We start from the raw sequence: 22,131 nt of genomic DNA on the forward strand, positions 1-22,131 counted from the left end.
ACCACGCCCCGTACAGGGTGACCCAGCACCTGCCGGACACGGTGCGTGCCGGGACGCCGCTGCGCTACAAGGCCGTCGTGGTCGACCGTGCGGGACGCACCGCGAGCGACACCGCCGCCACCACCACCGGACAGCCCCCCACCCCCGAGAAACCGAGCGCGGTGGACCGTCCCTACGCCGTGGTGCACTACCGGCGGACGGACGGCGACTACGACGGCTGGCAGCTCAAGTCGTCCGCCGGAACCGCGGACTTCACCGGCCGTGACGCCTACGGAGCCTTCGCCTGGGTGAAACTGGACGACGGTGCCGGCGACGTGACCTACACCGTCGAGAAGGAGGGCATCGCGGACGGCCCGCGGCGCACCCTCGAGACGGCGGAGACCGGCGAGGTCTGGATCGAGCAGGGGAAGGACGGGCAGGCGGTGACCGCACCCGAGGGTGCCTATCCGCCGCAGGACCAGAAGAAGGCCGTCCTGCACTACCACCGCGCCGACGGCGACTACGACGGCTGGGGCCTGCACACCTGGACCGGCGCGGCCAACCCGACCGACTGGTCCAAGCCGCTGCGGCCGGTCGGCAGGGACAGCTTCGGCGTGACCTTCGAAGTGCCCCTCGCCGACGGCGCCACCTCCCTCAGCTACATCGTCCACAAGGACGACGAGAAGGACATCGCCAGCGACCGGTCCCTGGACTTCGCCACCCACGGGAAGGACGTCTGGCTCCTCGGCGGCACCGCCGGCTACCTGCTGCCGACCGTGGGCTCCGCCCCCGACCTCGACCTCGGCGCCTCGAAGGCCCAGTGGATCGACGCGGACACGGTGGTGTGGAACGTCAAGGCCACCGACGCCACCAGCCAGCAGCTCGTGTACGCCCCCAAGGGCGACATCACCGTCAAGGACGGCGCCCTCTCCCACGAGGGGCACTGGCTGCGTCTGGTGCCGACAACCCTCAGCGACGCCCAGAAGGCGAAGTTCCGGCACTTGAAGGACGGCACCGCCTGGTCCGTCGACCCGCGTGACCGGGACCGGGTGCGGGAGGCGCTGCGCGGCCAGCTCATCGCCACGCAGCGGGCCGCCAACGGCGCGCTGCTCGCGGCGACGGGTGTCCAGATCCCCGGCGTGCTGGACGACCTCTACGGCGCGGCGCGCAAGGCCCGCCTCGGGCCCGTCTTCGACCATCGGGGCAGGCCCACCCTGTCCGTCTGGGCCCCGACCGCCAAGAGCGTGTCCCTCGAGCTGGACGGCCGGCGCGTACCCATGCGCCGGGACGGCGGCACGGGTGTCTGGTCGGTGACCGGATCCCGCGGCTGGAAGGGCAAGCCGTACCGGTACGCCGTCACGGTGTGGGCCCCGACGGTCCGCAGGACCGTCACCAACAAGGTCACCGACCCCTACTCCGTGGCACTGACGGCCGACTCCGCACACAGTCTCGTCGTCGATCTGAAGGACAGGTCCCTGGCGCCCGCGGGATGGTCCGGGCTGGACAAACCCCCGGCCGTTCCGCTCAAGGACGCGCAGATCCAGGAACTGCACGTACGTGACCACTCCGTGGAGGACTCGACCGTCCCGGCGGCTGAGCGGGGCACGTACACCGCCTTCACCGAGAAGAACTCGGCGGGCAGCAGGCACCTGCGTGCTCTGGCCGAGGCGGGCACCTCGTACGTGCACCTGCTCCCGGTCTTCGACTTCTCGACCGTTCCGGAGAAGGCCGCCGACCGGACCGTCCCCGGATGCGACCTGGCCTCCTACCCGGCCGACTCCGGCAAGCAGCAGGAGTGCGTGGCGAAGGCCGCCGCCAAGGACGCCTACAACTGGGGCTACGACCCGTACCACTTCACCGTCCCCGAGGGCTCCTACGCCACCGACCCGGACGGGACGCGGCGCACGGTCGAGTTCCGGAAGATGGTCAAGGCGCTCAACGAGGACGGCCTGCGGGTCGTGATGGACGTGGTCTACAACCACACCGTCGCGAGCGGCCAGGCCGGCACCTCCGTCCTGGACAAGGTGGTGCCCGGCTACTACCACCGGCTCCTCGCCGACGGCTCCGTCGCCACCTCGACCTGCTGCGCCAACACGGCCACCGAGAACGCCATGATGGGCAAGCTCGTCGTCGACTCGGTCGTCACCTGGGCCAAGGAGTACAAGGTCGACGGGTTCCGCTTCGACCTCATGGGCCACCACCCGAAGGCCAACATCCTCGCCGTGCGCGAGGCCCTCGACGCCCTCACCCCGGAGAAGGACGGCGTCGACGGCAAGAAGATCATCCTGTACGGCGAGGGCTGGAACTTCGGCGAGATCGCCGACGACGCCCGCTTCGAGCAGGCCACGCAGAAGAACATGGCCGGCACCGGCATCGCCACCTTCTCCGACCGGGCCCGCGACGCCGTGCGCGGCGGCGGCCCCTTCGACGCCGACCCCGGCGTGCAGGGCTTCGCCTCCGGCCTCTACACCGACCCCAACTCCTCGACGGACAACGGCACCGAGGCCGAGCAGAAGGCCCGCCTGCTGCACTACCAGGACCTGATCAAGGTGGGCCTGAGCGGCAACCTCGCCGACTACACCTTCACCGACACCAGCGGCAAGGAGGTCACCGGCTCCCAGGTCGACTACAACGGCGCCCCCGCCGGATACGCGGCCGCGCCCGGCGACGCCCTCGCCTACGCCGACGCGCACGACAACGAGACCTTGTTCGACGCGCTCGCCTACAAGCTCCCCGCCGGCACGTCCGCAGCCGACCGGGCCCGTATGCAGGTGTTGGCGATGGCGACGGCCGCCCTCTCGCAGGGCCCGGCGCTCTCCCAGGCGGGCACCGACCTGCTGCGTTCGAAATCCCTGGACCGCAACTCCTTCGAGAGCGGCGACTGGTTCAACGCCATCCACTGGAACTGCGCGGACGGCAACGGCTTCGGCCGGGGCCTGCCGCCGGCCGCCGACAACGAGGCCAAGTGGCCCTACGCCAGGCCCCTGCTGGGCACGGTGAAGGTCGGCTGCCCGCAGATCGAGGGCGCCTCGGCCGCCTACCGGGACCTGCTGAGCATCCGTACCACGGAGAAGGCCTTCTCCCTCGACACGGCCGCCCAGGTGCAGTCGGCGCTCTCCTTCCCGCTCTCCGGGAAGGACGAGACGCCCGGCGTGATCACCATGACCCTCGGTGACCTGGTCGTCGTCTTCAACGCCACGCCCGACCGGCAGTCCCAGCGGCTGACGGAGCCGGGCGCAGGCGCCTACCGGCTGCACCCGGTGCAGGCCGCCGGAGGGGACCGTGTGGTCAGGACGGCCACCTACACGAAGAGCACCGGCACCTTCGAGGTGCCGGGCCGTACCGTGGCGGTCTTCACGCGCTGACAGGAAACCGCCCACGAAGTGCCCGTACCGGCAGCCCGGTACGGGCACTTCCGTGTTCGGGGGCCGGCACTCGGAACGGGGAGGGGCGATGGCTTTCGGTCTTGTCGCGACCGCCTCACTGAGCATGGTCATGTGTTCGTTTGTCGACGGCAGCGCGGCCTGGTGGCAGGAGTAAGTCATGCCGCTTCATCCGGCAGTAACCTCACCGCGTTCGCGGGTTCATCCGTCCGGCTGTGTCCTGTCATCCTGCGGCGTGAAGTCAACTCGGTGTGCTGAGCTGCTCGTTCGTAAGAAACTGCGTCCCGCGGGGTCATTGAAACAGACACCGTAAGTTTCTGGAACTTGCCGCAATGTTTTTCATGCTCCCACCGGGCCTCCGTACTCTGAGGGTGTCCGTTCAGTAAGTGAAGGGGAGCACTCTGATGAAGCGGTTCGTGCGTTCGACTTTCATGGCGTGTGCGGTGGCTCTGGCCGTGGCCGCGCCCGCCACGGTGGCCCACGCCGGGTCCCAGGAGAGCGCGGGGGACGAGGCCTCCGTGCCCGCGTGCCTGACGTACAGCCCGGGGTGGCGCTACACGTTCGTGACCAACGACTGCTCCACCGCCCACAGGGTGAAGGTCCTGTACGGCGACGGAACGGACGTCCCCTGCCAGGAGGTGGCCCCGCGAAACTGGTTCACCTTCCCGGGCTACGGAACCGAGGGGAACACGGTCGAGGGCATCGTCCTGTGCGACCACGCCGACGGTTCCTGACCGCACCGCCGCACGGCGGAACGGACGAGCGCTCCCGGCCTGCCGGGAGCGCTCGTCTTCGCCGAGTGGTGACGACGGCATGCCCGGTCCGGCAGGTGTTCAGGACCCGCCGGACCGGACGCCCGCTCACTTGAGGCGGGAGCCGTGGATGACGCTCTGCGTGATGCTGTTGCCCGTCGAGTCACCGGTGGTGGTGCGCAGGGACACGAAGCCGGGGCCCTTCAGGTGCCGTGCCAGGGCAGTCCAGCCCTTGCTGGCGGGGGCACCCGGGCGGAGCGCCAGGTCGTGCCGTCGTCTGGGAGACCTCGGCCGAGGGCTTCCTGATCCTCCCGTCGCCGGTCGACCCCGACTGGTGGTCCGCCGCGAAGGGGATCCTGAACGCCTTGCCGCCGAGTGCGGCGTCGTCCGGGGCGAGTTCGGGGCTGAAGCCCGGCGTCAGCAGGGCCGGCCGGGTGTACTGGGCGGCGCGGGCCGAGGGGAAGGTCCACGACACGTCGACGGTGCTCGACAGGCCGCCGGAACGGGTGGCCGGCGCCTCCAGCGAGCCCTCCACCTGGGGTCGGGGACCGGCGCGGTGGCTCACGGCTCCGTTTCCGGTCCCCGACCCTGCTTCAGCAGCGGAGAAAACCGAACACACCCGGCCGGGACGGCGCCTACTTCGCTCGATGACGCTTTGACCTGCGTATATGCCTGCAAGAGTGGCAAGAGGTCAGTCGGACGCCTCGGGTTCCGGCGCGGGCAGGGGCGCCGAGCAGGTCGCCCGGCCGAACCCACCGCTGGCCGTGGCGCTCTGCATGTGCCGCCCGCGCACGGCGACCGCGCAGCGGACCTGACCGCCCTGCTCGCCCAGAGTGATGCTGATGACAGGGTTCTGACCGAGAGGCACCTCGACCGTCTTCTTCCAGGGCAGTCGGGCGCGGGAGACGGTCTCCGCCGTGCCCTGCTCGCTCACGCCCTGGTAGCTGAGGTCGACGGTCCCCTCGCCGGTCACCTCGTACGTCACCGGCGCGGTGGGGACCTCGGGCTCGGCCTTGCCCTCGTCGCCGCCACGCACCATACCGAACAGCGCGACGCCGAGACAGAGTACGAGGAAGCCGACGGCCGCGATCAGCACGGGACGGTTGGAGTGGGTCTTGTGTCCGCCGCCCTCGGTGTCGACCGGGGGAGTCCCGCCCTCTCCGTCGCTCCCGGCCCCGGCGCCGGCCGTCCCGGTCGTTCCGGGAGCGTCCGCGTCCGCCCCCGCGTGCTCGACGGTGGACGTGGAGGGCCCCGCCTCGCGCGTCTCGCTGCTCATCCAAACTCCCCTCGGCCGCAGGCCCGGACGGGCCCCGCCCGATCCAAAAGGGGTGGGGAGGCCCCTGTCAACCGATCCTGACCCCGGTCAGGGCTGGCCTGATCTCGACGCGTCACGCGCGGGAAGATCCCGTGAAGAAGAGGGAAAGCAGCAGTTCAGACGGCAACTTCCATGGCTTTTAAGCGAGTTGCGTAGATCGTCTGTGTGCTTGACATGGACAGGGTGTTCTTTGTTAGGAATCTCGGCTGCCAACTGCCATCCGGCAGATGGTCCTTGGTTCCTTCGAAGGGAAACCGATGCACAGACCACGGGCCGTAAGGCTCTTGGCCTCAAGTGCGGCGCTGGCGGTCCTCGCGACCGTCGCACCGATGACACCGGCGTTCGCGGCACCACCCGACACGGGACGACTCGCCGACAGCCTCCGCGGTCTCTTCGCCGACGGGGACACCGAACCTGCTGATCCGCCAGAGCTCCCCGACACCGATGTCCCGGCCAATGACAAGCTCGCCAAGGCGAAGGAGACGCCAAAGACCAAGCGCGTCAAGGAGCTGACGAGCCGGCGGACGCCGTACTCCCGTCACTGGCGCATGTCGGACGGGCGGGTTCAGTCCGAGGTATCGGCCATGCCCACCGCCTACGAGACGGGCAAGGGCGAGGACTCCGAGTGGAAGCCGATCGACACCGCGGTCACCGGCACCGACCGCAAGGGCTTCGAGAAGGCGAACACCACCAACCTCGCCCGCACCTACTTCGGCTCACGCCCCGGTGAGCTGGTCCGTTTCGAGCTCGACGAGGGCCACTGGGTCGCCATCGGCCTCAAGGACGCGGGTGCCGCGAAGCTGACCCCGGCGGTCGACGGCAACAAGGTCACCTACCAGGACGCCCTGGGCCAGGGGATCGATCTCTCCTACACGGTCGGCAACGGCAGCGTGAAGGAGGACATCGTCCTCAACGAGCGTCCGAAGGGCACCCCCTCCTTCGAGTTCACGCTCACCACGGGCGGCCTGACCGCGAAGTCGGAGAAGAACGGCACCATCTCGCTGTACGGCGAGAACTCCCCCGTCGGCGTTCCCGCGCTGGTGATCCCCGCGCCGTTCATGACGGACGCGAAGAAGGACGCCGGCTCCGCGTACGGCACCACCGGCACCGACGCCGTCCGCCAGGTGCTGTCCGGCAAGGAGGGCTCGTACGGCATCAGCCTGAAGCCGGACGCCGAGTGGCTGGCGGCGCCGGAGCGCCAGTACCCGGTGACGGTCGACCCGACCGTCACGATCGCGCCGACTCCGACGCAGTCCGCGGACGCGATGATCTCCTCGGACGACCCCAGCGCCAACTATGCGGACCTCTGGCGCCTTTCGGTCGGCAACACCAGCACCGGCACGTCGCGTGCGCTGCTGAGGTTCGGGCTGTCCGGCATACCCGTCGGCACGCGGCTGGATTCGGCCGAACTGAAGCTGTACTACGACCAGACGCACACCACCGGCGCCACCGAGGTCCAGCTGGAGGCGCACCGGGCCACCACGGCCTGGACCGAGACGGGCGCGACCTGGAACAGCGCCAAGGACATCACCGGAGAGCTGTCCGGCACGTCGGTCCTCGTCGACGACGGCGACTCCGGTACCACAGCCGCCCAGGGCGCCTGGCCCACCTCGGGGAACACCGCGTACACCCAGTACGCGATCGGGCAGGACTACCGGTACAACAAGGACACCACGGCGGGTGACACGTACACCTGGCGGCCGAGCCTCCCCGAGGACGGCGAGTACCAGGTCGACGTGCACTACGTCCCGGCCTCCGACCGCGCCGCCGACGCACCCTACACGGTGACGTACGACGGCGGCACCAAGACCTACCAGGTCGACCAGCGGGCAGGAACCGAGGGTGTCTGGAAGCCGCTGGGCAAGCACCCCTTCCAGGCCGGCACCACCGGCCAGGTCGTGCTCGGTGACGGCCCCGCCTCGACCTCCACGACCGTCCTCGCGGACGCGGTGCGCTTCACCAAGGGCGGTGTGGTCACCAAGCAGCCGCAGAAGGTCAACACCTGGCATGCCTTCCCGGTGACCAAGACGGTCCAGCAGTGGCTCGACGGAACCCACGAGAACCACGGCTTCGTGGTGAAGGCCGCCGACGAGTCCGCGAGCGCCCCCAAGGGCGGCCCGCGCTACGAGGCCGCCGAGTACGCCTACAAGGGCGAGGCCGCCAACTACCCGAAGCTGGTCCTCACCTGGGGCAACCAGGGCGTCGACGTCAACCCGCCGAAGGTCGTCCACTCCACCGGTGCCGAGCTGAGCTGGCCCGCGTACACCGACCCGTCGACCTCGCCGGGCGACGACATCGTCGAGTACCAGGTCCACCGCAGCGTCTTCCAGCACTTCAAGCCGTCCTCGCAGACCCTGGTCTCCCCCGTCGCCAGGGACACGCGCGCGTACACCGACACCTCGGCCCGGCCCACCCCGGCCGACTCCGCCGAGGAGTTCGGCGACGCGTACTACTACATGGTCGCGGTGAAGACCGCGAACGGGCAGATCCTCCCGTCCGCCACGGAGCTGGTGCGTCTGCCCAAGGCCGGACGCACCACGGTGGTGCTGCAGTCCGGGCAGAGCGACACCACGCTCGCCTCGGCGGAGCCGTCCACCGGTCATGACACGCTCACCGACGCGGGGACCGCCCACCCGTGGCTGTCGGTGGGCAACAACTCGGCCACATACGGCAACACCCGTGCCGTGCTGAAGTTCCCCGCCGTCAGCGAGATCCCGAGCAACGCCCGGGTCCTCGAGGCGCAGCTGAACATGTGGGGCTTCCAGACCACGACCGACTCGAACGGCGCGATCTACGAAGCTCACGCCCTGACCCGTGACTTCGACGAGGCGACCGCGTCCTGGACGAAGGCGGACCCCACCACGTCGTGGACGACGGCCGGTGGTGACATGGACGCCGCCGTCTCCGACACGGTCGGCACGGTCACCAACGACCCTGCACGGCAATCGTGGTACATCACCTCACTGGCGCAGAGCTGGATCTCGGACCCCGCCGGCAACCACGGCGTGGCGGTCAAGCTGCGCGACGAGTCGACGGCCGGCCCGCGCGAGCGGACGCTGTTCCTCTCCTCAGAGGCCGAGGAACCCCAGCTGCGCCCGCAGCTGGTCGTCACGTACCTGACGAAGTCGACGGAGGCGACGTACCACGCCCCGTACACGCCGTCCCGGATGATCCCGGGTGACGAGTACACAGTCGACGTCACCCTCACCAACACCACCACCGGCATCTGGGCGGCGGGCGACCACGCGCTCTCCTACACCTGGTCGCTCCCGGACGGCACCGACGCCACCACCGGCGGCAACCAGCTTCAGACGGCGCTGCCGGACGAGGTCCTGCCCGGCGACTCGGTCACCGTGCCGGCCAGGCTGAAGGCCCCGATCAACTCGGACTCCGGCAACAAGCGCCTGGACTACGTGCTGAAGTGGGGCCTGAAGAACACCACGACCGGCACCTGGCTGTCCGACAGCGACGGCATCGCCCCGCTGGCGCAGAACATCCGCACGGAGGACCCGACCTCCAACCAGCTCGGTCTGGAGAAGTTCTACTCCTACGCGGGCAAGAACACGGGCGCGGGTTCGTCGCTGATGACGAACCTGTACGCGGGCAACAGCGTCTGGCAGTACAACGCGTTCTCCAACCCGGGCCGCGGCGTCACCACCTTCGCCCGGTTCGCGTACAACTCCCAGGACACCTCCGACACGGTCCTCGGCCACGGCTGGTCGGCCCAGGCCGCGATGCCGCTGCGCCTGGGCGCCGCGCTGGACTTCCACCCCAACCCGAAACCGACCGAGGTCACCCTCCCCGACGGTGACGGCACCGCCCACGTCTTCCGCAAGCAGGCGGACGGGACGTGGCTGGCACCGGCGGGTGTGCACTACCTGCTGCGGCAGGGCACCGGCGTGGACTGCACCCCGGACAAGGACGGCGACCCGAAGGCCTGGTCGCTGACCCGACCGGACCGCACCCAGTTCTTCTTCGACTGCGACGGCTACCTGACGTCGATCGTCGACAAGAACGGCAACACGCAGACGTACACGTACGCCGAGCGCAAGTCGAACAACAAGCCGGTCAAGTTCCTCATCTACATCGAGGACCCGGCCGCGCGTCAGTCGCTCACGGTCGAGTACTACACGAAGGCCGACACCAACAGCCCGAAGATCATCGACCACGTCAAGTCGATGACCGACATCTCGGGCCGGAAGGTCACCTTCGAGTACTCCGACAAGGGCCTGCTCACCACCCTCACCGACGGTACGGGCAGCGCGCAGCCCAAGGTGTTCCGCTTCACGTACGACATGGAGCAGGGCAACAAGAACGCCAAGCTGGTCAAGGTCACCGACCCGCGCGGCAACTCCACCTCGCTGGACTACTACTACCCGAGCGAGGGCGATGACCCGAAGTTCCACTGGAACACGCAGACGCTGACGGACCGCCTGGGCGGGACCACCGGCTATGTGTACACCGATCCGGACGGCACGGCGGGCTCGGTCGTCAACACCAAGGTGACGGACGCCGAGAACCACGACACGCAGTACGTGCTCGACGGGTACGGCCGCGCCACCCGGATGACCAACGCGAAGTCCGAGACCACCAGGACGGCCTGGGACACCGACAACAACGTGACGCGCCTGGAGGAGGCCAACGGCGCGGTCACCACGTGGAAGTACGACACCGTCACCGGCTATCCGCTGGAGATGAAGGACGCCGAGGCCAACAAGAACGGCACCGCGGCGCAGACCCTCACGTACTCCTACGGGCTCGACGGCCATATCGCGGACCTCTTCGAGAAGAAGTCCCCGGAGGGCCGCACCTACCGGTTCGGCTATGACACCAAGGGCAACCTGACCTCGGTCACCGACCCCAAGGGCGTCGCATCCGCCGCCGAGGGCGACTACACCTCGCGCACGGAGTACGACGCGCTGGGCCAGGTCGTCAAGGAGACCGACGCCAACGGGCACGCCACGCAGTACAGCGAGTTCGCGCCGGCCGGCTACCCGAAGACCATCACGGACGCGGCCGGTCACCCCTCGCACTTCGTCTACGACGTGCGAGGCAACGTCACCAAGGTGACCAACGCCCAGGGCGCCGAGGTCACCCAGGCCTACGACGTGTTCGGCAGGCCGCTGGAGAAGCGCGAGCCCAAGGACCGGAAGGCAGGCGAGTTCATCGTCACGCCGGAGCCGGTCTATGACGCCAACGACAACATCACCAAGGCCTTCGCCCCCAACGGGACGGAGACCACGGCGGTGTTCGACAAGGCGGACCAGCGGATCGAGTCGGTCAAGCCGTCCGACGAGCCCGGCGGTCCGGTGCGCAAGTCCACCTCCGTCTACGACAAGGTCGGCAACCTCGTCTCGGGTACCGGCGCACAGGGCAACCTGACGGCGACCGAGGGCGACTACACCGCCACCACCACGTTCGACGCGATCTACCAGCCGATCGAGATGGTGGACGCCGAGGGCAACAGGGCGACGGTGGAGTACGACAACGTCGGCAACGTCGTCAAGGTCGTGGACGCGCGCAAGAACGCCACCGCGAACGCCGACGACTACACCACGCGCTACGAATACGACCTGAACCACCGGGTCAAGCGCACGGTCGACGCCCTGGGGTGGGCCACCTCGGTCCGCTACGACAAGGACGGCCTCCAGATCGCGCAGACCGACGCGGAGGGCAACGAGTCGCTCGCGACGTACGACGAACGCGGCGCGCTCGTGGAGTCCAAGGTGCCGGTCAGGAAGGACGCCTCCGGCACCCTCACCTACCGCACGACCAAGTACGCGTACGACCAGGTCGGCAACCGTACGAAGACCACCACCCCACGCGGTGTCGCCACCGGTGACGACGACGCGGACTTCATGTCGGAGACGGTCTACGACGAGCTGAACCGGGTCAAGGAGGAGCGCTCGCCCTACGACAAGGACGAAGTGCTCTACTCCTCACCGGACTCGGTGTTCTACGAGTACGACTCCGTCGGCAACCTGCGGTCGGTCTCGGCTCCCCCGTCGGAGGGCCAGACGGTCCGCAACGTCACCGATTACACGTACTTCGACAACGGCTGGACACGTACGGCCAAGGACCCGTGGGACATCACCACGGCCTACGAGTACAACAAGCTCGGCCAGCAGACGAAGAACACGCTGACCTCGGCGGGCGGCTCCCAGCAGCGCACCATGACCTGGGACTACTACCCGTCGGGCAACAAGAAGGCCCACTCGGACGACGGTGTGCCGATCGGCAACCAGGTCGTCCTGGTGGACAGCTCGGACTTCAACAACACCGCGACCCAGGGCAACTGGTCGCGGACGCAGGCCGAACAGCAGTACGGCTACGACACGTACTCGCACCCCGCGGGCACCGGCACATCGTCGCTGTCCTGGCAGTTGAACATCCCGCAGAACGGCACCTACGAGGTGTTCGTCCGCTACCCGAAAATGACGGGTGCCGCCTCGGACGCCAGGTTCAAGGTCGACCACGACGGCGGCAGCACCACAAAAACCGTCGACCAGACCGCGAACACCGGCGCGTGGGTCTCGCTCGGGTCCTACGCGTTCGTGGAGGACGGTCCGCAGAAGGTCACGCTGACCGACGCCGCCAATGGCACGGTGCTCGCGGACGCGGTGAAGCTGGTCCGCTCGAACTCCGGTGAGACGGACGACGAGAAGAAGGACTTCACCTACAGCTACAACGCGAACGGCAACATGGTCGAGGTACGTGACCTCTCGCCGGGCGCGAAGATCGACACGTACAAGATCTCGTACGACGGCCTCAACCACATCACCAAGGTGGAGGAGACCGCGGGCGGCACGGTGAAGAACACCACCTCGCTGACCTACGACGAAAACGGCAACCCCGTCACGTCCACGCACGATCTGACCTGGACGAAGATCGAGTACGACGAGCGCGACATGGTCAAGAAGGTGACCAACGCCGATTCGCCCACCGCGGGCGATCAGCAGATCACCACGATGACCTACACCGGGCGCGGCCAGCTCCTGAAGCAGACCAAGCCCAACGGCAACACGCTCGACATGCGCTACTACCCCGACGGGTCGGTGGAGCAGTCGCTCGAGAAGACCTCGGACGGCACCGTGGTGTCGCAGCACGACCTGGAGTACTCGCCCAACGGGCACCGCTCCAAGGACGTCCTGAAGCTGATGAACGCCGATGACAACTCGGCCTACATCAACAACACGTACACCTTCGACTACGACCCGCAGGACCGCATCACCAAGGTCACCAAGAGCGGCGACGACGCGTCCACCGAGTCCTACCGTTACGACCGCAACAGCAACATCATCGAGCAGACGGTGGACAACGTCACCACCACCCAGCGCTACGACCGCAACCGCCTGTTGTCGGCGAGTTCGGGCGGGGTCACGTCCACCTACAACTACGACCCGCTGGGCCGGCTCGACACCGTCAGCACCGGCGGTCAGACCGTCGAGAAGCACTACTACGACGGCTTCGACCGTGAGACGAAGGTCCGGCAGGGCGTGGGCGCCACCGCGGTGACCACCTCGTACGTCTACGACCCGTTCGACCGGACGGTCTCCCGGACCACCTCGGGCGACCAGGGCAAGACCACGGCGTTCACCTACCTCGCCATGGACAAGGCGCTCGTGCGCGAGACGGTCGACGGCAAGGCGGACAAGGACTACCAGTACATAGCCGGTGGTCAGCGCGCCACGCAGATCAAGCACAAGGACGACGGCGGCAAGGAGGTCTCGCAGTACGTCACGAGTCCGCGCGGCGACGTCGAGGCGATCACGAAGGAGGACGGCAAGACCCGTTCCACGTACGGCTACACGGCCTACGGTTCGGACGACTCGTCCCAGATGACCGGGGCGGACAAGCCGGGCAGCGGCACCGCGGGCAAGAGCGACTACAACTCGTTCCGCTTCAACTCCTCGCGCTGGGACGGTGCCTCGGGCACGTACGACATGGGCTTCCGCAACTACGACCCGGGGCTGAACCGCTTCCTCACCCGGGACTCGTACAGCGGCGCCCTGGCCGACATGTCCCTGGCCACCGATCCGTTCACCGGCAATCGGTACGCGTTCGCCGGCGGCAACCCGATCAGCTTCGTCGAGCTCGACGGGCACCTGTTCGGTCTGTCGCTCTCGGACATCGGCCATGCCACGCTCGACGTGGTCGGCCTGGTCCCCGTCGTCGGTGAGGTCGCCGACGTCGCCAACGGCATCTGGTACGCGGCCGAGGGCAACTATGCCGACGCAGCGCTGTCGTTGACCTCGGCGATCCCGCTCGCGGGGTACGCGGCCACCGCCGTCAAGGCCGGCCGCTACGTCGAGAAGGGTGTCGAGGCGGTGGACTCCGCCAACGACGCGCGCAAGGCGGTGGACAACGCCGGTGACGCGGCGAACGCCGCGAGCGACGCCCGCAAGGCGGACGGCGTGGACGCCCCGACGACGAAGTCGCCGGACAGTCCGCAGGCACCCGCCTGCAAGGTGAACAGCTTCCTGCCGGGCACCCAGGTCGTCCTCGCGGACGGCACCACCCGGGCCATCGAGAAGCTGGAGGTCGGCGACCTGGTCGTGGCCACCGACCCGGAGACCGGCGACACCCGGGCCCGGCAGGTCACCGGGACGCGTGATCACGAGGGCGCCAAGGAGCTCGTCACCCTGACCGTCGACTCCGGCGGCAAGGGCAAGGCGCTCAAGCTGACCTCGACGGCCGCGCACCTGTACTGGCTGCCGGACTTCGGCACGTGGGTCCCGGCCAAGGACCTCAAGTCCGGTATGTGGCTGCAGACCTCGGCCGGTACCTGGGTCCAGATCAGCGCGGTCGACACCGCCCACCGCTCGGCCAGGGTCTACAACCTGTCGGTCGAGGGCGTCCACACGTACTACGTGGGGTCGGGTACCGCCGCGGTCCTGGTCCACAACTGTGGCTACAAGGACGAGGCGGTCAGGGCGCAGCAGCGTGCCCAGGAACTCGCCGGTCAGCTCCACTTCTTCAAGGAGTCCATGGTGACCGTCGCGGTCATCGGGGTCCGGAAGAAGGGCACCAAGGACATCGTCGAGAAGGTGGGCATGAGCTCCGGCCAGAAGGGCGACCTTCTGAACCTCTCCGACGGCCAGTCGTTCGTGCCCGGCAACCTGGTGCCCGGACGTGTGACCAAGAAGGGCAATCCCGCCTACGAGCACGCTGAGGAATCGGTGTTCAGGTGGCTCGAGGAGAACCCGGACTACGAGGTGCTGTACGGCGGCACGTCGAAGAACGTGTGCTCCGACATCTGCGCCCCACTCGTCGAACAGAGCAAGATGAAGCTCGACGGTGAGGTGTTCGGTGGAGCGTCCGACAAGACCGACTTCCGGACGTTCTGGCGCTTGAGGCGCTAGGAGACGCCGGCGCCACCTCCAGTGGCGCCGCCGGACACGCAAGCAGGACGCCCGGCCGGGGAGCTTCCCCGGCCGGGCGTTCGCGTCGCGGGACGCGCTCAGCTCGCGCCGGTCAGACTCCACAGGTGCACGGCCGTGCGGTCCTCGGCGAGGGTGGCCCACAGGCCGGGGCCGGCCGGCAATGGGCTGCCCGGGACCGGCAGGGAGTAGACGATCCGCCCGCGCAGGGCGAATGTGCCCGGGTCCACGAGCCAGTGACGGGGCTCGGTGGTGTGCCCATCGGTGCTGACGACGGCACCGTCCTCGTAGGGGTAGGCGCCCTCGTGATCCCAGCGCGCCATGTCCTCACCCGGCGCGGGTGGCACGACATCCCTGGCGTTGAGGCGCCCGGTCTCCTGCGCGCCGGGGGACTCGTGCAGATACAGCGCCCACTGGCCGGGATCCGTGCACAGGAAGTGGCCACCGGACGGGCTGACGTCCTGCAGCAGCACCCCTTCGATGCGTTCGAAGCTCAGGTCCGTACCGTCCCAATGCCCCCACAGGGAAGGGGAGTCCTCATGCCCCTCGCCGACGGTCAGTCCCATGTACGAGCCGTCGGGATGCGGGAAGTGTGCGGACGCCGAACCCACGGTCGAGGTCCTGGTCCGGCCGAGCACCGCCCCGTCGGCAGCGTCAAGGACCAGCCACTCCTCGTGCGGCCAGTCCTGTGCGTGCCGCACATGGGCCCACACCAGCTTGCCGTCCGGGCTGAACGCGGCGGAACCGCGGTCTGCGTGCCGATGTTGCGGGTCGTCCGCGTACTCCTCGAACGAGGCGTGGGCCGCCGTGCACTTGGCGGCGGACCAGCACCCGTGCGGGAGCTCCCAGTGGACCTTGCCCGTCCGGTCCACGGCCCGTACGGCGTGCACGCCGCTGAACACGGCGAGGTCACCCGTGGGAGAGACGGTGACATCGCCGAAGGGCCGGGGCCAGGGGGCGGGGAAGCGGAACTCGGCGCCGTGCTCCCGACCTGTCGGGCCGAGCCCGACCATGGCGAGCTCGTCGTCCCCGCGCTGGACGAGCAGCCTGTGGCCGGGCCCGTACTGGATGCGCGGAGCGTCGGCGTCTACGGCACCGAGGGGGGCGAGGACCGTGGCAACGAGGCGGGCCGTGTGTGCCACAGCGGCCGCGTCTATGGGATCGGTGGACATGGATGGCATGCTTCCACACCCGAGTGGCAGGCAGCGTGCCGCCGCGGGGAGAGCCGCGTCAGGTGGCGGTGGGCCGGCCGCGCGGCAGGGCGGCGATCTTCCCTGCGGTGCAGGCCGGGCCCAGGAGCAGGTCCCTGAGGGCGAGGGCGTCCTCGCGGGCGGGTCTGACGGTGATCCCGGCGGCCTCGAGGTACATCACGCCGGTGGCGGCGGCGACGGCCAGGTCGGAGCGCTCCAGCCGGCGGCAGTGGCCCAGGGTGTGCACCAGGGCGGCGGCCTTGGCGTAGGGGCCGTCGTGGACGGGCTGATCGAACAGTTCGGCCCGGTGGCGGGCGACCGCCGAGACGGGGACGCCGTAGTCGTCGGGGGCCGGGTCGTTCACCCCGGCGGCCTCGGCGACCTGCAGGATCCAGGGGACGTCGATGTGCGGGTTCATCAACGCCCGACCTCGCCCGTGCCGGACGACCACGTGCTGACGATCTCGGCTTCGACCAGCCCGAGCCCACCGGCTACTGCCCACGCCAGAGCCTATGACCTGCAATTTTCAGGATGGCGCGGGCTCATTGCTCTTCCGAACACGCACAAGTCGGCGAAACCGAAGCACCGCAAGGCGGGGAGTTCCGACCCCCGCAGTGATCATGACGCTGACCGGCAGGAGTCCGTCGCTCCCGGACCACACCAGCCCCGCGAGCTGCGGAATCAGGATGAAACGATCCCACTGGTCGTTCGCGGTGTTCGCCGTACCTATCCAGTACCTGAGCGGCGAGCGTCGTCCAGGACGTCACGCAGTGCCCAGTAGGCGGGTTTCACCTCGTACGTCGCGTCCCAGGGAAGAGCGTTTCCCGGACTCGGGGGATAGTGTCGCAGGTCAGCCGTGGAGCCGTACTTGTCGGTGAAACCCCAGGTCGAGAACGAGGTGCAGTTGGGTTCTTCGCCGCAGACTGCGAGTTTTCCCGCCAGCTGGCGGGCCTGGATGTCCTCTTCGTCCTCGTCGACGAGGACGTCCGCCTCCGAGACCCGGGCCTTCAGGCCGAGCCCGGCCAAAGCCCGGACCTTGCGTCGGAAGACCTCGGGGTCGGTACGGTCGCCGACGGCGTATTCGTGGTCCTGGAAACCGACGCCATCGATCGGAACGCCCCGCTCCTTCAACCGGATCAGCAGCTCGTAGAGGGCGTCCCAGCGTGGACCGTCCTCCTCCACCCCGTACTCGTTGAGGTACAGCACCGCGTGCGGGTCGGCCTCGCGGGCAGCGTGGAAGGCGATGTCGATGTACTGCTCACCCATCGCTTCGAACCACAACTGTGGCCGCACGCCCCGGTTGCCGTTGGAGTAGTCCTCATCCTCGTCGGACATGGGCTCGTTCACCACGTCCCATTCCGCCACCTTCCCCCGGAAGTGGCCCGCCACCGCGCGTATGTGCTCCACCATGACGCGCCTGCGTTGCTCGTGCGTCATCTCGGCGCGCATCCATGCGGGCAGGGCTTCGAACCAGACGAGGGTGTGGGCGTGCACCTTCATCCTGTTGGCCTCGGCGAAGTCCACCAAGGTATCGCCTTCCGCGAACGCGAACACGCCGCGTCGAGGCTGGACGAACTGCGGCTTGAAGTCGTTCTCCGGCGTAAGCATGGAGAACTCCTCACCCGCCGTCCGGCGGTAGGCGCTGTCAGTCAGCAAGGGGCCCGCGGCCAGGGCGGTTCCCATACGGATCGGGCGAGGGAGAACCGCCGCCAGATCACGCATCGCATCGCTGGACCTGGGCACTCGCAGGCCAGGCGCGTCCACGACGGACATCCGGCCCCGTCCCAGTGACCGCGCGTGGAGATCGCTGAGGGTCCAGCCCTTCCCGCGGGCTCCCGCATCCGCGCCGAACCAGATGCGGCCACTGCCGAAGACGTCCCGCGCGGGAACGGTTCCCACGACCCTGCCGTCGGCCTCCAGCACAAGCCTGTTTGCGCGGACTTCGACGGCGAGGCGGACTTCGAGCCCCAGGCCGCTCCCGAAGGTCCGGGTCATCGCAGGTCTGTCGGAGTCCCCGTCCCAGCGGTCGATCCGGAGCCTCCCGCCGACCACGCCGATGCGCACGCCGCGCCGTTCGTAGCGCCATTCGTCGTAGATGACCGGCGTCTCACCGTACAGATGCAGGTAGGCATCCGTGTCATCCGTGCGCCGCAGGCCGGCTTCGATCCGGACATCCCCTCGGAACACCATGTGGGGACCGCGCAGGTTCACCGGTGGGTTCGGCTGTCCGCCGGTACCGTCCTGGCGTGTGATGCGCCGGTCGAGGGGTGTGACCCGTACCCCTGTGTGCGTGGGCTTCCCGCCGGCGAAGTGAGCCCAGTCCCTGCCGTTCAGGAGGTCCTCCACAGGTCCCCCCGCGGGCGCGGAGGTGCCTGCACGGTCCCCCGAGACACCAGCGACCAAGGCACACACAACCGCGATGGCAGCGCTCCTTCGAAACCGCATGAACAGCAGCACTCCGTATTCTCAGCCCGTCTTCCGACGGCATCGCCGCCCTCAGCCACACCGTCGCCGAACACCGCCCTCCCCAGCCGCGGCAAGAACGGTGCGCAACCGATCGCGCCGCCCCGCTGTGACTGATCGCCATTGTTCCAGGTGCGAGTGAGGGACCGTCGGCCGAGGACCGTTCGGGAACGACGGCCGGAGAGCGGTCGGTACGGTCGGCGGTGGGCCGGTACGGTCGGCGATGGGATCGTTTCATCCTGATTCCGCAGCTCGCGGGGCTGGTGTGGTCCGGGCGTGAGGGACTCCTGCCGGTCAGCGTCATGATCACTGCGGGGGTGATCGCCGGTCGCCTCCGGACCCGGTGTCCGCGAGGACGAGGAGGGCCCGCGGGAGGGTGGTCGTGTGGCGGGCGTTCATGCGGACCTTGGTCAGGATGCGCCAGGACTGGAACGGTCCGGGTCAGCGGGCGTTGCTCCAGCCGCCTGTGCCGGCGGAGTACGAGTCGAGCAGGTCCACCACGAAGACCAGGGTCGAGCCCGCCGGGATCAACGGCGAGGGCGACTGGTTGCCGTAGCCGAGACGCGGGGGAACGACGATCTCGCGCCGACCGCCGACCTTCATCCCCCGCAACCCCCGGTCCCAGCCCTTGATGACCCTGCCGCTGCCCAGGGCGAACTTGAAGGGCTGGTCACGGTCCCAGGAGGAGTCGAACTCCTTCCCCGTCTCGAAGGTCACCCCGACGTAGTGGACCCTGACCACCGTGCCCGGCTTCACCTCGGCCCCGTCCCCGACGACCAGGTCCCGGACGGTCAGTTCGACAGGCGCAGCACCCTTCGGGACGTCGACCTCGGGCTTCGTCGGTTCACTCATCGCAGCTCCGTCACTCTCCGTCGCAGACCCTCGTGCGGGCCGACCCGGCACATGGACACTCCATGCGGCAGGGGATCACGCTAACGCGCATGCCGGTTTCCGGAGCGCACCGGACCAGTGGCCGCGTACGGCGGTCCGCCGCACGGCCGGCGCACGAGCCCCCGCACACTCGGGCGGGACGCGGCGGCTCGGGTCGCACGGCAGCCGCCCGGGCGGGAAGGGGCACAGAGGGCCGGGGCCGACGCGCGCCGTTCAGTCGACTGCGCCGAGTCGCGCCGCCGCCCGCAGGCCCCTGAACAACGGTGACGGCAACGTCAGCGGACAACTGCTGTGGCGGGCGAGTCGTCAGGGCCGTCGTTGGTTGGGTTGAGGGCGATGCCGAGGGTGTCGATGGCTTGGCGTTGCAGGTGGAGCCGGACGTGGGCGTAGGCGCCGGTTGCGACGCCGATGTGGGTGTGGCCGAGTCGCTCGTTCTCCACCTCTCCTGTTCCTGACGCTCCGTCAGGCAAGTCGGCATCTGATCGGCATCAGTCCCCGAACTGTCCGGGACGGCTACCCGGACAAGCGCCTGGTCTGCGGCGTCACCACAGCCTGCCTCGCACAGAAGCCCAGGCGGGAAGCCTGCTCGGTGCGGTGCACGATGTTCTGCAAGGTCTTCGACCGGGAGGCGTGCCCGTGTACAGTGAAGACCGCCCTTGACCTGCAGAAAGCAGGCAGGGAGCCGTCTTACAGGAGTCCAAAGTGCTGCGTACGATGTTCAAGTCCAAGATCTAGCATCTGGGCGTTTGTGCAGGTCAGAAGCATTATAGGGCTCCCCAGGTCAGCAAACGGTCAGCATGAGGCTCGAGGGCGTCCCGGCCTGCTGACCTGCTGACCTGGTGACCGCGGAGGTGGGGACCTTAGCGCGAGTGCCTGGCTCCAGCTCGGAAGTTGGCTGCATGGCTCGACAGCGCGCCCGCGGTATGGGGTCGTTCTTCAAGGACCTTGGCTGTGCCGGGCCGACCCGGTGCCCACCTCCCTGCACGATCCGCTTCCGTAACGGGCTGGGTAAGCAGAGCGAGGAGGGCGGCTTCGATACGCAGGACCGACGCGATCGAACGCCTCACGCAGATCTACGCCGAGAAGAAGCGCACGCCCCGTCCGTCGCGGAGGCCCGCCGCGAGCTGGGACAGAAAACGGTGGCGGAATACGCGAAGCAGTGGTGGCCGCGACGGCGGAAGATCAGGGAGTACTCCACGGGCGAGCACGTCGACAGCTCCGTCACCGGCCGATAGGCGGTGTTCAGGCGTCTGGCCTGCGAGAGTGGCCACGCAGGCTCCGCCTCCGGTCTTGGAGCGGAGCCTCTGCGCGTTGGAAGGCGAATCCGCTGTGGGCGAGTTCGAGACCCCTTTCCCGAGCCGGCGAGACCGCCCCCCATGTCTTCGGTCTGGTCCCTTGGGGCCTTATTGACGACGTGTGGGGACTCAAGGATAGGAACAGACAGACAAGAGCCGAGAAGCACCATCACGACTCACGGTGTCTGATCTGCTCAATGGATACGCATGAAGTGCTGGAGATCCTGCTGGCGGTCGCTGCCGGACCTGAAACCGATTACCAGTACTCCCCGGTGCCGTGGCAGAACCGGCACCTCTCGAACCAGTTTCCTGCGCCCAGGACTCGGCCTGTGCCGTTGCAGTGCACGCATCCTCGCTGGCGACCTCGCGCTGCCTCCTTCGTCCTGTCTTCGGCCGCCCACTAGTTGACCCATCGGTTGATCCGCTGCCACAGCGAAGGACTCTCGAGCCGCTTCAGCGTCTGGGTGGGGTACGAACCGCCACCGGCGTCACCCGCCCTGACAGCTACGAGTCGGAAGTCCACTTGACCATCCAAGTGTCGTTGAGCACCGAGATGACCTGCTCGCACCGGCTGATCAAGTTGTCCTCGGCCTGCTCGGTCCGGTCCACGGACAGCCGCCAATCTGCCAGGATCCGTTCCAACTCATCAGCCGTGCGCAGAAACTCCAGCTCCTGATACTCGTACTTGGCCGAAGTGGAATAGGCGACGACGACGGCCGAGACGGTGGCGACCACGGCGACCCAGGCAGCGGCCTGCTCGGCATGGAAGGCTCCGCTTCCCGCACCCAACAGCACCGCGAGAGCCCCCAGCGCCAGCTGAACCCACCGGACCACCCGCAGTCGGGTCCGCATTTCGGCGGCTCGAGCCCGGTAGTAGCCGTCGATCTGACCACGTACCCGGACCTGCAGATAGGAGTCGACGTCGTGGACGTCTGGCAAGGGACGGGAGGAGGCGACCGGTACGTCCGCCAGGTGATGCAACAAGTCCGCCGCATCTTGCCGGATGTCGCCCGCGGCACTGTGCAGCTGGGCCGCCGCGTCCGGAGTCCGGTAACGGCCTACTCCAGCAAGGAACGCGTACATCTCGGCCTTGAACGCCTCACTCACCGAACGCAGCCGAGTCCAGTCCTGAATCTGCCGCGGTCCCGCCTGACCGTTCAGCAGCGGCACGGCGCCCGCGGCGACCGCGGCGCCGAAAGCCAGCCACTGAGCCGCGTGGGGGTGCGCGGAGCCGGCCTGCGCCGCCGCCGTTCCCAGTACCGCCATTAGGACACCACACAGGAGGGCCGCGCTCCGTGCCCTGCCGATCAGCCGCTTCTGACGGTCTGCGGCCTTCGACCAACTGGCCTGCTGGCTCCAGGAGTCGGACACCAGGGGCGATATACGAGTGGGCTGCATGGGCCGATTATTCATGCGGAAGTGGGGGTTCGTCATGCGAACTCTCATTGAATGCCGCAGCATGGCTGGACCGATGCACGAGACG

Annotated in this window: 11 protein-coding genes; 3 read left to right on the forward strand and 8 right to left on the reverse strand. The window is 68.5% G+C overall.

Translation table 11 applies throughout. The annotated features are described in order from the left end of the window. Both pulA and B7767_RS14060 read left to right on the forward strand, forming a co-directional pair. Positions 1 to 3,344: pullulanase-type alpha-1,6-glucosidase (pulA, locus tag B7767_RS14055; protein WP_143652448.1), on the forward strand; the 3,344-nt coding region annotated here is incomplete at its 5' end. Between the two features lie 434 nt (positions 3,345 to 3,778). Then, complete coding sequence (locus B7767_RS14060; protein ID WP_256923430.1) at positions 3,779 to 4,096, forward strand: alpha-amylase; 318 nt, start codon at positions 3,779 to 3,781, stop codon at positions 4,094 to 4,096. 181 nt (positions 4,097 to 4,277) lie between these two features. On the opposite strand, the gene B7767_RS14065 is transcribed toward B7767_RS14060, so the two are convergent. Further along, on the reverse strand, positions 4,278 to 4,679 hold the full coding sequence (locus B7767_RS14065; RefSeq protein WP_143652444.1) for a hypothetical protein: 402 nt from the start codon (positions 4,677 to 4,679) through the stop codon (positions 4,278 to 4,280). Positions 4,680 to 4,805: 126 nt separating this feature from the next. Further along, the gene (locus tag B7767_RS47985) at positions 4,806 to 5,390 is read right to left on the reverse strand and encodes a hypothetical protein (protein ID WP_256923431.1); all 585 of its coding nucleotides are present in this window, start codon (positions 5,388 to 5,390) and stop codon (positions 4,806 to 4,808) included. Between the two features lie 368 nt (positions 5,391 to 5,758). On the opposite strand from B7767_RS47985, the gene B7767_RS14075 reads away from it, so the two are divergent. After that, positions 5,759 to 14,791, forward strand: a complete 9,033-nt coding sequence (locus tag B7767_RS14075; RefSeq protein ID WP_256923432.1) for a DNRLRE domain-containing protein — start codon at positions 5,759 to 5,761, stop codon at positions 14,789 to 14,791. A gap of 98 nt (positions 14,792 to 14,889) precedes the next feature. On the opposite strand, the gene B7767_RS14080 is transcribed toward B7767_RS14075, so the two are convergent. The 6 genes from B7767_RS14080 to B7767_RS14110 all read right to left on the reverse strand — a co-directional run bounded on the left by B7767_RS14080 (position 14,890) and on the right by B7767_RS14110 (position 22,082). Next, positions 14,890 to 15,981 (reverse strand): hypothetical protein, encoded by a 1,092-nt coding sequence (locus B7767_RS14080; protein WP_085572485.1) that lies wholly within the window; start codon positions 15,979 to 15,981, stop codon positions 14,890 to 14,892. Between the two features lie 58 nt (positions 15,982 to 16,039). After that, the gene (locus tag B7767_RS14085) at positions 16,040 to 16,417 is read right to left on the reverse strand and encodes a fic family toxin-antitoxin system, toxin component (RefSeq protein WP_085572486.1); all 378 of its coding nucleotides are present in this window, start codon (positions 16,415 to 16,417) and stop codon (positions 16,040 to 16,042) included. 308 nt (positions 16,418 to 16,725) lie between these two features. Next, a complete protein-coding gene (locus B7767_RS14090; protein WP_256923433.1) occupies positions 16,726 to 18,345 on the reverse strand; it encodes an endo-1,4-beta-xylanase in 1,620 nt (539 codons plus the stop codon). Between the two features lie 558 nt (positions 18,346 to 18,903). Further along, positions 18,904 to 19,314 carry an FKBP-type peptidyl-prolyl cis-trans isomerase gene (locus tag B7767_RS14095; protein ID WP_085572487.1) on the reverse strand — a complete coding sequence of 137 codons (411 nt, stop codon included), beginning with the start codon at positions 19,312 to 19,314 and terminating at the stop codon, positions 18,904 to 18,906. 314 nt (positions 19,315 to 19,628) lie between these two features. Continuing rightward, complete coding sequence (locus B7767_RS14100) at positions 19,629 to 19,793, reverse strand: integrase (RefSeq protein ID WP_085572488.1); 165 nt, start codon at positions 19,791 to 19,793, stop codon at positions 19,629 to 19,631. Positions 19,794 to 21,152: 1,359 nt separating this feature from the next. Continuing rightward, positions 21,153 to 22,082 (reverse strand): DUF4231 domain-containing protein, encoded by a 930-nt coding sequence (locus tag B7767_RS14110; protein WP_179167145.1) that lies wholly within the window; start codon positions 22,080 to 22,082, stop codon positions 21,153 to 21,155. Positions 22,083 to 22,131 lie beyond the last annotated feature (49 nt).

It is taken from the genome of Streptomyces sp. 13-12-16, from assembly GCF_002114215.1.
GTDB lineage: Bacteria > Actinomycetota > Actinomycetes > Streptomycetales > Streptomycetaceae > Streptomyces.